The organism is Sphaerisporangium perillae (assembly GCF_023276435.1).
GTDB lineage: Bacteria > Actinomycetota > Actinomycetes > Streptosporangiales > Streptosporangiaceae > Sphaerisporangium > Sphaerisporangium perillae.
Genome location: NZ_JALLPO010000017.1, coordinates 92,001 through 106,101 on the forward strand (window position 1 = coordinate 92,001; position 14,101 = coordinate 106,101).

12 protein-coding genes and 1 tRNA gene are annotated in these 14,101 nt (G+C 70.3%); all 13 read right to left on the minus strand.

Annotated elements, in window-relative coordinates; genetic code table 11:
* Positions 1 to 16: 16 nt before the first annotated feature.
* The gene (locus MYF83_RS18270; RefSeq protein WP_248961666.1) at positions 17 to 427 is read right to left on the minus strand and encodes a PPOX class F420-dependent oxidoreductase; all 411 of its coding nucleotides are present in this window, start codon (positions 425 to 427) and stop codon (positions 17 to 19) included.
* Between the two features lie 78 nt (positions 428 to 505).
* A complete protein-coding gene (locus MYF83_RS18275; protein ID WP_248961667.1) occupies positions 506 to 739 on the minus strand; it encodes a DUF4287 domain-containing protein in 234 nt (77 codons plus the stop codon).
* Positions 740 to 934: 195 nt separating this feature from the next.
* Positions 935 to 1,723, minus strand: coding sequence for a Bax inhibitor-1/YccA family protein (locus MYF83_RS18280; RefSeq protein WP_248961668.1), 789 nt, complete (start codon positions 1,721 to 1,723; stop codon positions 935 to 937).
* A gap of 730 nt (positions 1,724 to 2,453) precedes the next feature.
* Positions 2,454 to 2,526: transfer RNA gene (locus tag MYF83_RS18285), tRNA-Leu, on the minus strand.
* Positions 2,527 to 2,756: 230 nt separating this feature from the next.
* Positions 2,757 to 4,115, minus strand: a complete 1,359-nt coding sequence (locus MYF83_RS18290; RefSeq protein ID WP_248961669.1) for an NAD(P)/FAD-dependent oxidoreductase — start codon at positions 4,113 to 4,115, stop codon at positions 2,757 to 2,759.
* Between the two features lie 158 nt (positions 4,116 to 4,273).
* Positions 4,274 to 5,071 carry a uracil-DNA glycosylase gene (locus tag MYF83_RS18295; protein ID WP_248961670.1) on the minus strand — a complete coding sequence of 266 codons (798 nt, stop codon included), beginning with the start codon at positions 5,069 to 5,071 and terminating at the stop codon, positions 4,274 to 4,276.
* A gap of 42 nt (positions 5,072 to 5,113) precedes the next feature.
* Complete coding sequence (locus tag MYF83_RS18300) at positions 5,114 to 6,025, minus strand: Ppx/GppA phosphatase family protein (RefSeq protein ID WP_248961671.1); 912 nt, start codon at positions 6,023 to 6,025, stop codon at positions 5,114 to 5,116.
* A complete protein-coding gene (locus MYF83_RS18305; RefSeq protein ID WP_248961672.1) occupies positions 6,022 to 6,603 on the minus strand; it encodes a DUF501 domain-containing protein in 582 nt (193 codons plus the stop codon). Before MYF83_RS18305 ends, MYF83_RS18300 begins: the two co-directional genes overlap by 4 nt.
* Before the next feature lie 131 nt (positions 6,604 to 6,734).
* A complete protein-coding gene (locus tag MYF83_RS18310) occupies positions 6,735 to 7,154 on the minus strand; it encodes an FtsB family cell division protein (protein WP_248961673.1) in 420 nt (139 codons plus the stop codon).
* Positions 7,155 to 7,211: 57 nt separating this feature from the next.
* Complete coding sequence (eno, locus tag MYF83_RS18315; protein WP_248961674.1) at positions 7,212 to 8,489, minus strand: phosphopyruvate hydratase; 1,278 nt, start codon at positions 8,487 to 8,489, stop codon at positions 7,212 to 7,214.
* 169 nt (positions 8,490 to 8,658) lie between these two features.
* Positions 8,659 to 9,648, minus strand: a complete 990-nt coding sequence (locus MYF83_RS18320) for a nucleoside triphosphate pyrophosphohydrolase (RefSeq protein WP_248961675.1) — start codon at positions 9,646 to 9,648, stop codon at positions 8,659 to 8,661.
* Between the two features lies 1 nt (position 9,649).
* Positions 9,650 to 10,306, minus strand: a complete 657-nt coding sequence (locus MYF83_RS18325; protein ID WP_248961676.1) for a SurA N-terminal domain-containing protein — start codon at positions 10,304 to 10,306, stop codon at positions 9,650 to 9,652.
* Between the two features lie 130 nt (positions 10,307 to 10,436).
* Positions 10,437 to 14,009, minus strand: coding sequence for a transcription-repair coupling factor (gene mfd / locus MYF83_RS18330; protein ID WP_248961677.1), 3,573 nt, complete (start codon positions 14,007 to 14,009; stop codon positions 10,437 to 10,439).
* Positions 14,010 to 14,101 lie beyond the last annotated feature (92 nt).

Below are 14,101 nucleotides of genomic sequence, written 5' to 3' on the forward strand. Positions count from 1 at the left end.
CCGTTCCTAGCCGTTCCTAGCCGTGAACGTCGGGGCCGGCGCGGGTGAGGTCGATGCGGACGATCACGCGCCGGTCCCGGGTCATGGCGGCCCGGTAGTCGTCCCAGTCGGGGTGCTCGCCGGAGATCTCGCGGTAGTACTCGACCAGGTGCTCCATCGCCTCGGGCAGGGGCACGATCTCGGCGGTGCCCTCGATCTGGATCCACTCGCCGAAGAACGCGTCGGTCATCACGCACAGCGTGACCGCGGGGTTCTCGCGGAGGTTGCGGGTCTTGGCGGCGGTCTCCCGGGTGCTCACGACCGCGTAGCCGTCCGCGTCCACGCCGACCGTCACCGGTGACATCTGCGGGCGGCCGTCAGGATGGAAGGTCAGCATCACCGCGCGGTGATTGCTTTTGATGAAGTCACGGGCCTTGTTGAGATCCATGTCTCAATCATGGGACATGCCCGGCGCAGAAGGGCGCCCACGCCGGTCGATGGCGTGGGCGCGCTGGTCGTGCAGGGCTTACATGAAGCCCATGCGGGAACGGCGTTGCCGCTCGTGCTCGATCACGATCGCGGCGGCGTAGCCGTGGGTCAGCCCGTGCTCGTCGGCGAGCCAGTTGGCCCGCTCGTCACAGCGTAGGAACGACGGGCCGTTGTCGATGGCTTGGAACCACTCTGGGAGTGCGCGTCCGGTGATGTCCGGAACCCTGGCAATCAGCTTGTTCTGCGTCTCCGGTGAGTGGTTCAACGACATGGGCACCTCCATGAGTGGACCTCTTTTGCTCGACATTGCATCACCAGCCCTGCGATGGCAAGCCCCCAATGGCCAGCCTTCTCTTACAGGAGGTAGATCATTAGTCGCGGTACGTGGGGTTACCGTCGGTACGGGCGCCCTGGAAAAGCCGAACGCCCCGCCCGTGACCGGGCGGGGCGTCCATCGGGCGAGGATCTAATCGTTGTTGAAGAAGTAGCTGATGAAGCGCAGGATCTCCAGGTAGAGCCAGACGAGGCTCACCGTGATGCCGAAGGCCATCAGCCAGGAGTACTTCTCGGGGACGCCCGCGCGCACGCCGTCCTCGACGGCCGCGAAGTCCAGCAGCAGGAAGAAGCACCCGAGCAGGATCATCGCGACGCTGAACACCCAGCCGATCGGGCTGTCGGTGCGCAGCCCCAGGCCGCCGTGGGTGAAGATGCTCGCGATCCAGTTGACCAGCATCAGCCCGATGGCCGCGAAGCCGGCGGCGACGACGAACTTGGTGAACTTCGGCGTCGGCCGGAAGATCTTGAGCGCGTACACCGCGAGCACGCCGCCGAAGGCCACCATCGTGCCGATCACGGCCTGGAAGACGATGCCCTCGTAGATGTAGTTGTAGACGTGGCTGATCACGCCGATGGCGATGCCGTAGGCCACCGCGTAGCCGAGGATCAGCGCCGGGTTCGTGCTCTGCCGGAAGGAGACGATCAGGCCGAGCACCAGTCCGATGATGACCGCCGGGGCGATCACCACCGTGCCGAGGTTGAGGTACCACGCGAGCGCGGCGGACGCCATGAGGGTGCCGAGCGTGATGGCTCCGCGCACGACCACGTCGTCGATCGTCATCGGCCGCGTCGCCGTGGGGGGAGCGTACGACGGGGCGTTGTACATGTCCTGCAGGTGCTGGGGACTGGCGGTAGGGCCGCCCCATGACTGACGGTTGTTCTGCCCCAGTCTGCTCAGAACCGGGTTCCTGCTCTGCATCACTGCCTCCACTGCGACCTGCGATCGCCCTGTTCGTCGAGCCGCACAGGGGGTTGCCGCCTGTTGCACATAGCTTTCCATGGGTAATGGCGGTCAGGATGGCCCCTGCCGTATTGCACCGCCGGCCGGATGTCCGGCTTGCCTGCGGCAACGTGTACAACGAGCGGCCCGGCACCCGAGTTCCGGTCCCGTAGGTTGCGGTTGGATCACCTCGCGGGCCCCCTCACCGGCTCCCGGTGTCGCCTTGCCCGGAGGGGAGGCGGAGAGGCCGGGCGTCCGGGCGTCGGAGCGCAAGACGCTGAAGGCGGGGACGATGAGAGCGCGGACCGATGAGCGGGGACATCCGCCGACTGAATGCCCGGTTCCGTCCCACCCCTAACCGGCGATGTAGGCGGATTTTGCCTTTTATGTTCGGTAGTAACCTGTTTATCGATGTCTTTAGCGCTTATAAGCAATTACCGAGCGTAGATCTTGGTTAGACCGGCTCTTCGACGCCGCCGAGCCTTCACTCGGAGAGGGCACGGTGCGGCGGCGGCCGCCGCCCGGCGGGGAGGAGGCTCCGCACCGAGAGGCACGAAGTGGTAACGATTGCCGGCGGCCCGCCGAACGGCCGCCGCACGGCCTGATCGGGGGCTGGAGACAAACAGCGGCCTGCCGACGGCAAACCGACAAGGATATAGGCAGAGGGCTCGCCTTACCGGCGGCGGGGTGTTTCTTATAGCCCGCAGGGTGCCCCCGGTGGGACTCGAACCCACACTGGAACCCTTTTAAGGGGTTTGCCTCTGCCTTTGGGCTACGGGGGCGCCGTAATCATACGTAACGGACCACACTTGCGTAACGGGTCAGAGCTCACGTCTCCGCTCTTCCTTCCGTAGTCCGCAAGATAACCGTATACGTCGCGCGCCCCCACGACTCGGGCAATGAACAACAGACCGCTCAAGTAGCCCAATTCCACCACGCATCCTTGTTATGCCTCCAGACAACGGTACGGCTCGCGCCCGAAGACATCGGGCGCGAGCCGTACCGGAACCCGTCAGCGAGTGGCCGCGGCCGCCCTGAACTCGTCGCGGGGGGACTCGATCTCACCGAGTGAGACGGTCTCCCGCTTGAAGAAGAGGGTGAGCGTCCAGTCGGCCACCACGCGGACCTTGCGGTTCAACGTAGGCACCCGGGACAGATGGTAGGTGCGGTGCATGAACCACGCAGGGAATCCGTGAAGCTTGATGCCGTAGACGTTCGCGACGCCCTTGTGGAGGCCGAGTCCGGCGACCGACCCCGCGTACTTGTGCCGGTAGTCCCGCAACGGACGGCCCTGGAGGTGGCGGACGATGTTGCCGGCGAGTACCTTGGCCTGCCGCACGGCATGCTGGGCGTTGGGTGCGCAGTACTGGCCGGGGTTGGTCATGTCGGGCACCCCCGCCACGTCGCCGGCCGCGAAGGCGTCATTGGTGCCGGCCACGGTGAGCCTGGTCGTCGTCTTGACCCGCCCGCGCTCGTCGAGGGGCAGGTCACCGGCGTTGACCACCGGGCTCGCCTTGACGCCGGCGGTCCAGACGATCGTGGCGGACTCGAAGCGGTCGCCGTCCGACAGCATCACGCGGCCGCCCTCGCAGGACTCGAGCAGGGTGCGCATCTTGACGTCGATGCCGCGCTTGCGCAGCTCCTCGAGGGTCCACTTGCCCATCTCGGGACCGACCTCGGGCAGGATGCGGTCGCTGGCCTCGACCAGCACCCAGCGCATGTCCTTCTCGCTGAGGGTGTCGTAGTACTTCACGGCGTCCCGGCCCATGTCCTCGAGCTCGGCCAGCGCCTCCACGCCCGCGAAGCCCGCGCCGACCACGACGAAGGTGAGCGCCCGCCTGCGGACCTGCTCGTCGTCGGTGGAGTCGGCCCGGTCGAACAGGGCGAGCACGCGGTTGCGGAGCGCGATGGCCTCACCGACCGTCTTGAAGCCGATCGCCGCGTCCGCCAGCCCGGGGATGGGAAGGGTCCGCGAGATCGAACCGGCCGCCATGACCAGGACGTCGTACTCGATCTCCTTGCCGGCTCCGGCGGCCGGCTGGAACGTCACGGACTTGTTGGCGTGGTGGATCTTGGTGACCTTGCCGTTGAGGATGCGGACCTTGGACAGCACCCGGCGCAGAGGCGTGACGACATGGCGCGGCGACAGGTTGCCGGCCGCGGCCTCGGGAAGGAAGGGCTGGTAGGTCATGTAGGACTGCGGGTCGATCACCGTGATCCGGACGCTGCCGGACCGAAGCTCGCTGCGCAGCAGGCGCTGGAGCCGCAGGCCCGTGTAGAGACCGACGTATCCTCCGCCGACGATCAGGATGTGCTTGGCCTTTCGGTCCACGTGAGTGCCCCTTCTGGCATGGTCGGCTTGTGAAACCATTCACAAGCCTACGTCACAGCCCGGTATCAGCGCCAATCCCCCAAGTGTGAACTCTGACCGATTTTTCACTCCCGAACATCTGGCCTGCAGTTTTCTTCGGGAAGAGCGGTAAAAATTTCGTCAAGTGACGGAGTTCACTCCCGGCTTCGCCGTCTCCGTCAGCCGGCCAGCTCGGCCGCGCGGGCGAAGATCGCGTCGAGCATCTCCTCGGTGACCCGGCCGGTGAAGGTGTTCTGCTGGCTCGGGTGGTAGCAGCCGAGCAGGTGGACCGGCCCACCCTTTCCGTTGGAGATGCGCACCTCGGCGCCGTGCCCGAACGGCGGCCTGCTTCGCGGCAGCGTGTAGCCCGCCTCGCGCAGCGCCGGCCAGACGGCCTGCCACGCGTACCCGCCCAGCGCGACGATGACCCGGACCGGTTCGGCGATCAGCTCCAGCTCCCTGGCCAGCCAGGGGAAGCACGTGGCCCGCTCCTCGATCGTCGGCTTGTTGGCCGGCGGGGCGCAGCGGACGGCGGCGACCATGCGCGCCCCGAGCAGCCGCTGCCCGTCGCCCGCGTGCGTGCTCGTCGGCAGGGCCGCGAACCCGGTGCGGTGGAGCGAGGCGAACAGCCAGTCGCCACTCCGGTCCCCGGTGAAGACCCTCCCCGTACGGTTGCCGCCGTGCGCGGCCGGGGCCAGCCCGACGAGGAGAACCCGCGGCTTCTCCTCACCCCAGCCCGCGATGGGCCTCCCCCAGTACGTCTCTCCCATGAAGGCCCGCCGCTTGACCTCCGCGACCTCCTCGCGCCACTCCACGAGCCGAGGACAGGCCCGGCACACCGACTGCCTCGCGGTCAGCTCGCCGAGCGTGCGGCTCGTCCGGGCCAGCTCGAGGACCTCCTCGGGCGTGTGCGCGACGGGAGTGTCCGGCTCGGCCGGATCGTCCGGCCATCCGCTACCAGGGGGAACGAAACTCATACCTCGATCGTGCCAGCCCCCGGGCGATGCGCGGGACCGGCGTCAGGAGACCAGGCCGCGGGCGATGCCGTCGAGGATGTCGTGCTCGCTGACGACGACCTCGCGGAAGCCGTACCGGCTGACGATCAGGTCGAGGATGAGGGCCCCCGCGCCGATCACGTCGACCCGGCCCGGGTGCATGACCGGGATCGCCGCCCGCTCGTCGTGGGACATGGCGAGCAGCCGCTGGGAGACCTCGTGCACCCGCGCGGCCGGGACCCTGGAGCCGTGGATGCGCGCCGGGTCGTAGGCGGGCAGGCCGAGGGCGATGCCCGCGACCGTGGTCACCGAGCCCGCCAGGCCGATCAGCGTGCGTGCCCGCTCCACGGGCACGGCCTCCGCCACCCGGTCGAGGGCCGCGTCGATGTCCTCGGCCGCCGCCGCCACCGCCTCGGGCGTGGCCCCGGAGCCGAAGTGGCGTTCGGTGAGGCGGACGCAGCCGATGTCGACGGAGATCGCGTTGTCCACGTCGGCGGTGCCGAGCACGAACTCGGTGGACCCGCCGCCGATGTCGACCACGAGGAAGGGGGCCGCCACGCCGGTGAGCCCCGTGGTGGCACCGAGGAACGACAGGTGCGCCTCCTCCGAGCCGGTGACGACCTCCGGTTCGACGCCGAAGATCTCGCGGACCCCGGCGACGAAGTCGGCGCGGTTCCCGGCGTCCCGGGTGGCGCTGGTGGCCACCACGCGCACGCGCGAGGCGCCGTGATCCTTGATCAGCTTGGCGTAGCCGCGCATCGCGGTGAAGGTGCGCTCCAGCGCCTCGGGCGCCAGCCGCCCGGTCCGGTCGACGCCCACGCCGAGGCGGACGATCTCCATGCGCCGCTCGACATCGGACAGCTCGCCGCCGGAGATGTCGGCTATCAAGAGGCGGACGGAGTTCGTCCCGCAGTCGATCGCAGCCACCCGTGTCATACGCCCTCCTCAGGGCCATCGAAGCTCGGAAGGTCGTCGGAGCCGGCGGGACCCGCCTGCGCGGACGGCTCGGAGCCGCCGGGGACCTCCACGCAGGGGCCGTCGCACCACCACTCGGGGAGGGCGTCGAGGGCTTCGCGGCCGAACGGGTTGCTGCCCGGCATCGCCAGCTCGTGGCCCACCAGGGCGTGCAGGCACTTCACGCGATCGGGCATGCCGCCCGCGCTCTGCATGTCGCGGGGCAGCGGCGGAAGGCCGTCCTCCGAGGCCACCTTGTCGCGCCGCTCGACGTACCCGGCGTGCGCCCGGGCGTACGCCTCGGCCAGCGCGGGGTCCTCGGCGAGCCGGGCCTGCATGCGCTTCATCAGCCCCGAGGACTCCAGCGTGCCGATGGCCGAGGCCGCCTTGGGGCACGTCAGGTAGAACAGCGTCGGGAAGGGCGAGCCGTCGGCCAGGCGCGGGGCCGTCTCGACGACGTCCGGCAGCCCGCACGGGCACCGGTGGGCCACCGCGCGCAACCCTCGTGGCGGCCGGCCGAGCTGCCGTTCCACCGCGGCCGCGTCGGCCGGATCCACCATCGCACTCTCCCCCTGAAAACCGTGAACTCCCGCGACGCCATCCCGGGCCCCGGACGCGCGGACCCGGGCCGCCGTCCCGGGGATCCCGAGTCATCGGACACGTAAGTATCCAGGAAAGCCGGAACCACCCGTCACGGCGCCGCTGTGCGGGCGCCCATCTCGACGCGTGCGCCGTTGCCCCGGTCGGCCGCCTCGATCGACTCCCACAGCGTCTGGTACCACGGGGGCGCCGCCTGAGTCGTCGACCCGGCCTTGGGCTGCTTGACCTTCTTCGACTCGTCGCGCAACACGTAGCACGTCTCGCCGCTACCGCAGTAGTGCAGCCGCCCCCGGGCGAGCTGCCTGATGTAGTCGGGGTCGTCGAGACGCCTGCTGCGCTCGGCCAGCTCCTGAAGGTCCTTGAGTGCCTGAGCCTGCTGCTTCTCCAGCTGGGCGATCTGGCGCCGCTGCGCGACGTACTCGCGCACAGGATAGGCAAGGCTCATGGCGATCGCGCACACGACGACGGCCAGGATGGCGGCCCGTCCCGTCAGCTGCGGTCGTTTCTTCATGATCCTCCCAGGTCCGTACGGCTTGCGGCCAAAAGCGCGCAAGCCGTACGGGAAAAGCTAGCCCTGGAAACGCGGAAAAGCTCCGCGACCCGCGTAGCGGGCGACATCGTCGAGCAGCTCCTCGATGCGCAGCAGCTGGTTGTACTTGGCGACGCGGTCGGACCGGGCCGGGGCGCCGGTCTTGATCTGGCCGCAGTTGGTCGCCACGGCGAGGTCGGCGATCGTGGTGTCCTCGGTCTCGCCGGAACGGTGGCTCATCATGCACCGGTAGCCGTTGCGGTGGGCCAGGTCGACGGCGTCGAGGGTCTCCGACAGCGTGCCGATCTGGTTGACCTTGACCAGCAGCGCGTTCGCTGAGCCCTCACGGATGCCCCGCTCGAGCCGCTCGGGGTTGGTGACGAACAGGTCGTCGCCCACGAGCTGCACCTTGCCGCCGAGGGCGCCGGTGATGGCCTTCCAGCCCTCCCAGTCCTCCTCGTCGAGCGGGTCCTCGATGGAGACCAGCGGGTAGGAGCGGACGAGGTCCTCGTAGAAGGAGATCAGCTCGTCCGAGCCGTGGCCCTTGCCGTCCAGGGTGTAGACGCCCTTGGAGTGGAACTCGGTGGCGGCCACGTCCAGGGCCAGCGCGATGTCCTCGCCGGGCGTGTAGCCGGCCTTCTCGATGGCGACCAGGATCAGGTCGAGCGCGTCGCGGTTGCTCGGCAGGTTGGGCGCGAAGCCGCCCTCGTCGCCGAGGCCGGTGGCGTAGCCCTTCTCCTTGAGCACCTTCTTCAGCACGTGATAGGTCTCGACGCCCATGCGGACGGCGTCGGAGAAGGTCTCGGCGCCGATCGGCGCGATCATGAACTCCTGGATGTCCACGTTGCTGTCGGCGTGCGCGCCGCCGTTCAGGATGTTCATCATCGGGACCGGCAGGATGTGGGCGTTGGGCCCGCCGACGTAACGGAACAGCGGCAGGTCGGCGCTGTCGGCCGCGGCCTTGGCCAGCGCCAGGGACACGCCGAGGATGGCGTTGGCGCCCAGCCTGCCCTTGTTGGGCGTGCCGTCAAGGTCGATCATGGTCTGGTCGACGAGGCGCTGCTCCTCGGCGTCGAAACCGATGATCTCGTCGGCGATCTCGTCGGTGACGTTCAGAACGGCCTTCTGCACGCTCTTGCCTGCGTAACGCTCGTCACCGTCGCGCAGCTCCACGGCCTCGAACTGGCCGGTGGACGCGCCGCTCGGGACGGCCGCACGGCCGGTGCTGTAATCGTCGAGCAGGATCTCAACCTCGACCGTCGGGTTGCCCCGGGAGTCGAGAATCTCGCGGGCGGTAACGGCCTCGATGGCAGCCACGAAGCGCTCCTAGATCAGTCAGCCCGGGGACGGGCCCCCGGAACCCATCACCGCACCGTCGTACGCGATGCGGTTGCGGACGGTTTGCCTCACGAGCCTATCGGGGTCTACTGCCGGGTACGGCTAGCGCGTCCCGGCACGCCGCCATGGACCGCCATCGGCCGGACGGTCAGCCCTCAGGCGGGCGCCCCTCGGACCCGCGTCCTTCGGACCGCTCCCAGGCGTGGACCCGGTCGCGGTAGGCGCGCGCGGCGGCGCGGAGCTCGGCCTCGGGGTCGAGGCCGGCGGCGCGCGCCCGCCGGACGAGGTCGAACAGCTCCCGCCCGATGCCCTGCCCGACGGCCCGGGACAGCGAGTCGGGGACCCCCGCGCGCTCGGCGCGGCTCTGCAGCCCGCCGGCCAGCGAGAGGGCGGGCTGGCCCATCGGGACGCCGTCGAGCAGGGACTCCCAGCCCTTGGCGGCCCGCTCGGCCGCCTTGATCGTGTCCCAGTTGGCGTTGACCTCGTCGGCGCCGCTCACCACCGTGCCGGCGAACACGTGGGGATGGCGCCGGACCAGTTTGTCGACGATGCCGCCCGCGACGTCGTCCACGTCGAAGCCGCCGTCCGCCGCCGAGCGCTCCTGCGCCACCCGCGAGTGGAACACCACCTGGAGCAGGACGTCGCCGAGCTCCTCGCGCAGGGCGGCGTAGTCGCCGTCCTCGACGGTCTCCAGCACCTCGTAGGCCTCCTCCAGGAGGTAGGGCACGAGGGACTCGTGGGTCTGCTTGACATCCCACGGGCATTCGCGGCGCAGCCGGTCCATGACGGCGACGAGGTCGAGCAGCCGCGCGCCCGGCAGGTCGTAGGACCCGGGGACCAGCTCGATGACCGGCGGATCCTCAAGGTCGAGGGCGGCACGGCCGACGGCGCGCATGAACGCCTCGCCGCCCTCCTGCGCGGCGAGCCAGATCACGGTGCCGTCGCGGCCCTCGCGGGCCAGCGCGACCGGGTCGGGCGTCACGACCTCGACCGGGATGCCCTCCTCGGCCAGATAGGGCAGGAGGGGATGGTCGGCGGAGCCGGTGAGCACCCGGCCCGACCCCAGGGCCGCCCACGCGGGCCCGCTGAGCAGGCCGGGAGCCACCCGTGGGGAGGTCGTGACGACGACGAGGGTCATGTCACTGGCCGCTGGCGGGATCCTGCTGACCGGCGGCGGGGTCCTGGAGCTGGCCGGCCGGCGCCGCCTGCTCCGCGGGCTTGCCGAAGCGCGCCTCGTCGATGAGGCCCTGCTGGGAGTCCCAGGTGCCGTAGCGGTGGGAGACCTTGATGGGGATGGTGTCCATCTGCCCGAACAGCTTCGCCTGCGCGGCCTGGACGGAGTTCTGGTCGGCGAGGTTGGCGCCGAACCGCTCCAGGCTCTTCTGGTAGATCACGGCGGCGCGGATCCACCGGCGGGTCTCCGACGGCGGGACGCCCTGGCCGAGCGAGGCCGGGCCGATCTTCTCGATGCCGCCCTGCTCGGTGATGAACTTGTCCACGTCGCCCTCGGTGACGGTGAGGCCGTTGCGCTGGGCGAGCTGCTCGAACTGGCGGAAAGTGATCAGCTGGAGCAGCACGGCGCGCGGGATGGACGGCATCTTGAGCGCTGCCTCGGAGATCTTGGCTTGCTTCAGCGCGGCCTGGTACTCGCGCACCTCGGTGTTCAGCTGGCCGGAGCTGATGCGGTCGCCGCCGACGGTGGCCGCCGTGCCGACCTGCACGGGCGAGGAACAGGCGGTCAGCGCGACACCGGCGGCCACCGTGGCCAGGAGCACGCGCACACGATTCGACTTCACTAGCGGTCCCTTCAACAGACGCGGGCTACTCTACTCAAACCGCGCGCCGGTCCGGTCATCGAGCCACGCCCTGGCGAAGACCGCCGCCGCGCCCCTCGCCAGCCGAGCGCGGCGAGGCCAAAAAGTACGGTCATCGCGCGCCCGCCGCCCGGGCGGGCTCGAGGAACATGGCCTCGACGAGGTCGGTGCACCACTTCAGCAGGTCGAGGTCGCGCAGCGGCTGCCCGCCGAGCGGCCTGGTCTTCGGCACCGGCACCAGCAGCGACCCGGCGGCCACCTTGTAGATCGCCTTGGGGTACAGCCGGTCCAGGCGCACCTGCTGCGACTCCCTCAGCGACACCGGGGCGAACCTGATGTGCTGGCCCTGCAGGGCGACGTCGGTCAGCCCGGCCTTGCGCGCGTGGACGCGGAACCGCGCCACCTCCAGCAGGTTGTCGACCTCCTGCGGCGGGCGGCCGTACCGGTCGACGAGCTCCTCCCTGACGGCCACGATGTCGGCCCCGTCGCCCACCGCGGCGATGCGCTTGTACGCCTCGAGGCGCAGCCGCTCGGAGGTGACGTAGTCGTGCGGGACGTGCGCGTTGATCGGAAGCTCGACCTTGACGTCGGCGCGCCCCTCGACGACCTCCTCGCCCGCCAGCTTGGCCTTCTGCTCCTGCACCGCCTCGGCCATCATCCGGACGTACAGGTCGAACCCGACGCCGGCGATGTGGCCGGACTGCTCGGCGCCGAGGATGTTGCCGGCGCCGCGGATCTCCAGGTCCTTCATGGCGACGTACATGCCGGCGCCCATCTCGGTGTGCTGGGCGATGGTCGCCAGGCGCTCGTGGGCCGTCTCGGTGAGCGGCGCCTCCGGCGGGTACAGGAAGTAGGCGTAGCCGCGCTCGCGGCCCCGGCCGACCCGGCCGCGCAGCTGGTGGAGCTGCGAGAGGCCGTAGTTGTCCGCGCGGTCGACGATCAGGGTGTTGGCGTTCGGGATGTCCAGCCCGGACTCGACGATCGTGGTGCTGACCAGCACGTCGAACTCGCGCTCCCAGAACCCGACCATGATCTTCTCGAGCTGCTGCTCGTTCATCTGGCCGTGGGCGACGGCCACCCGCGCCTCCGGCACCAGCTCGCGCAGGCGCGCGGCCACCTTGTTGATCGAGGAGACCCGGTTGTGCACGAAGAACACCTGGCCGTCGCGCATCAGCTCGCGCCGCACGGCCGCCGCGATCTGCTTCTCGTCGTAGGGGCCGACGAAGGTCAGGATCGGGTGCCGCTCCTCGGGAGGAGTGAGGATGGTGGACATCTCGCGGATGCCGGTGAGGCCCATCTCCAGCGTGCGCGGGATGGGCGTCGCCGACATGGCGAGCACGTCCACCTGCGTGCGCATGTGCTTCATGGCCTCCTTGTGCTCGACGCCGAAGCGCTGTTCCTCGTCGACGATGATGAGGCCGAGGTCCTTGAAGCGGACGTCCGGGTTGAGCAGCCGGTGGGTGCCGATCACGATGTCGGCGCTGCCGTCCTTCAGCCCCTCGAGGGTCGCCCGCACCTCGGCGTCGCTCTGGAACCGCGACACCGGCTTCACCACCACCGGGAAGCTCGCGAACCGCTCGCCGAACGTCGACAGGTGCTGCTGGACCAGCAGAGTGGTGGGCACGAGCACGGCCACCTGCTTGCCGTCCTGCACGGCCTTGAACGCGGCCCGCACGGCGATCTCGGTCTTGCCGTATCCGACGTCGCCGCAGATCAGGCGGTCCATCGGCACCTCGCGCTCCATGTCGCGCTTGACCTCGTCGATCGCCTCGAGCTGGTCGCCGGTCTCGGCGTAGGGGAAGGCGTCCTCCATCTCGCGCTGCCAGGGGCTGTCGGCGGCGAAGGCGTGGCCGGGCGAGGCCATGCGGGCGCTGTACAGGCGGATCAGCTCGCCCGCGATCTCCTTGACGGCCTTCTTCGCGCGGGACTTGGCCTTGGCCCAGTCGGCGCCGCCCATGCGGTTGAGCGTCGGCGCCTCCCCGCCGACGTACCGGGTGACCTCGTCGAGCTGGTCGGTCGGCACGTACAGCCGGTCGCCCTTGGCGTACTCGATCACCAGGTACTCGCGGGTGGCGCCCTGCACCGACCGCTGGACCATCTCGACGTACCGCCCGACGCCGTGCTGGCCGTGCACGACGTAGTCGCCGACCTTGAGCTGGAGCGGGTCGACCATGTTGCGGCGCCGCGACGGCAGCCGCCGCATGTCCTTGGTGGAGGCCTTCTGCCCGACCAGGTCGAGGTGGGTCAGGACGGCCACCGCGGCGTTGACGAAGCCGTGCTCGACACGGCCGGTGGTGACGTTGACGACGTCCTTGCCGGGGGCGGTCTCCAGGCCGGGCACCAGCCTGGCGGCGACGTCCACGCCCTTGAGCAGCTCCACGATGCGCTCGGCAGGGCCGTGGCCCTCGCTGAGCAGCACGACCGCGCGCCCCTCGCCGAGCCACCCCTTGATGTCGCCGAGCGCGCGCTGGGTGTCGCCGCGGTAGGACTCCGCCTCGTGGGCCGACAGCTCGATGGTCTCGGCGCTCTCGCCGTACAGGTCGTCGGGGACGGCCGGTGGCGTGGTCGCGGCGGCCCCGTCGCCGGTCTGGCCGGTGGCCGCGAACGGCGCGATGGTCCACCACGGCTGGCCCAGCTCGCGCGCGTGGTGGCGCACCTCCTCGAGGCCGCGGAACGCGGCGGCGCCCAGGTCGATCGGGGCCTCGCCGCCGGCGGCGGCGTTGATCCACGACGCCTCCAGGAACTCCTGGCTGGTGCGGACCAGCTCGGCCGCGCGGCCGCGGATGCGCTCGGGGTCGCACACGAACACCGAAGCGCGGGCGGGAAGGTGGTCGAGCAGCAGGTCCATGCCGTCGACGAGCACGGGCGCGAACGCCTCCATGCCCTCGACCGGGATGCCGTCGGAGAGCTGGTCGAGGATGTCCTTGAGCGCGGGATGCCGGTCGGCGAGCTCCTTGGCCCGCGCGCGCACCTCGTCGGTGAGGAGCAGCTCCCGGCACGGCGCCGCGAACAGGCCGCCCTCGGCGACCTCCAGCGAGCGCTGGTCGGCGACCTTGAACCAGCGGATCTCCTCGATCGTGTCGCCCCAGAACTCCAGGCGCAGAGGGTGCTCCTCGGTGGGCGGGAACACGTCCAGCAGGCCGCCGCGCACGGCCACCTCGCCGCGCTTCTCCACCATGTCGACCCGGTGGTAGCCGTTCGCCACCAGGTGCCGCACCACGTCGTCCAGGTCGGCGTCGTCGCCCGAGCGCAGCCGTACCGGCGAGAGATCGCCGAGCCCCGTCACCAGCGGCTGCAGCACCGCGCGGACCGGGGCGACCACGACCTCCAGCGGGCCCGCGGCGGCGTCGCCGGGGACGGGGTGGGCGAGCCTGCGCAGCACGGCGAGGCGCTGGCCCACCGTGTCGCTGCGCGGCGACAGCCGCTCGTGGGGCAGGGTCTCCCAGGCGGGGAAGACAGCGACGGCGTGCTCTCCGACCAGGCCGGTGAGCGCGGCGGCGAGGTCCTCCGCCTCGCGCCCCGTCGCGGTGACGGCGAGCACGGGACGCCGGCGCGCGAGAGCGGCCACGGCGAACGGCCGCAGCGCGGGCGGCGCGACCAGGTTGACGTCCTCACCCGCGCGTTCCAGGGCCCCGGCCAGCTGCGGATCGGCGACGACAAGGTCGAGCAGTCCGGAAAGACTCATTAGAAATGCCCCCACATGGTGATGCTCGCCTTCTCGTTCGCCTCGCGGACGGCCTGCTCGGCTCTGTGAACGTTCCACGTGGCGCCCCACCG

What these genes read in the sequence shown, in the direction of transcription:
- MYF83_RS18295 (WP_248961670.1), bottom strand. Translation starts at nt 5,071, where the DNA reads ATGAGTTTCGTTCCCCCTGGTAGCGGATGGCCGGACGATCCGGCCGAG.
- MYF83_RS18305 (WP_248961672.1), bottom strand. Translation starts at nt 6,603, where the DNA reads ATGGTGGATCCGGCCGACGCGGCCGCGGTGGAACGGCAGCTCGGCCGG.
- MYF83_RS18270 (WP_248961666.1), bottom strand. Translation starts at nt 427, where the DNA reads ATGGATCTCAACAAGGCCCGTGACTTCATCAAAAGCAATCACCGCGCG.
- MYF83_RS18310 (WP_248961673.1), bottom strand. Translation starts at nt 7,154, where the DNA reads ATGAAGAAACGACCGCAGCTGACGGGACGGGCCGCCATCCTGGCCGTC.
- MYF83_RS18300 (WP_248961671.1), bottom strand. Translation starts at nt 6,025, where the DNA reads ATGACACGGGTGGCTGCGATCGACTGCGGGACGAACTCCGTCCGCCTC.
- MYF83_RS18275 (WP_248961667.1), bottom strand. Translation starts at nt 739, where the DNA reads ATGTCGTTGAACCACTCACCGGAGACGCAGAACAAGCTGATTGCCAGG.
- MYF83_RS18320 (WP_248961675.1), bottom strand. Translation starts at nt 9,648, where the DNA reads ATGACCCTCGTCGTCGTCACGACCTCCCCACGGGTGGCTCCCGGCCTG.
- MYF83_RS18290 (WP_248961669.1), bottom strand. Translation starts at nt 4,115, where the DNA reads ATGGTTTCACAAGCCGACCATGCCAGAAGGGGCACTCACGTGGACCGA.
- MYF83_RS18280 (WP_248961668.1), bottom strand. Translation starts at nt 1,723, where the DNA reads ATGCAGAGCAGGAACCCGGTTCTGAGCAGACTGGGGCAGAACAACCGT.
- mfd (WP_248961677.1), bottom strand. Translation starts at nt 14,009, where the DNA reads ATGAGTCTTTCCGGACTGCTCGACCTTGTCGTCGCCGATCCGCAGCTG.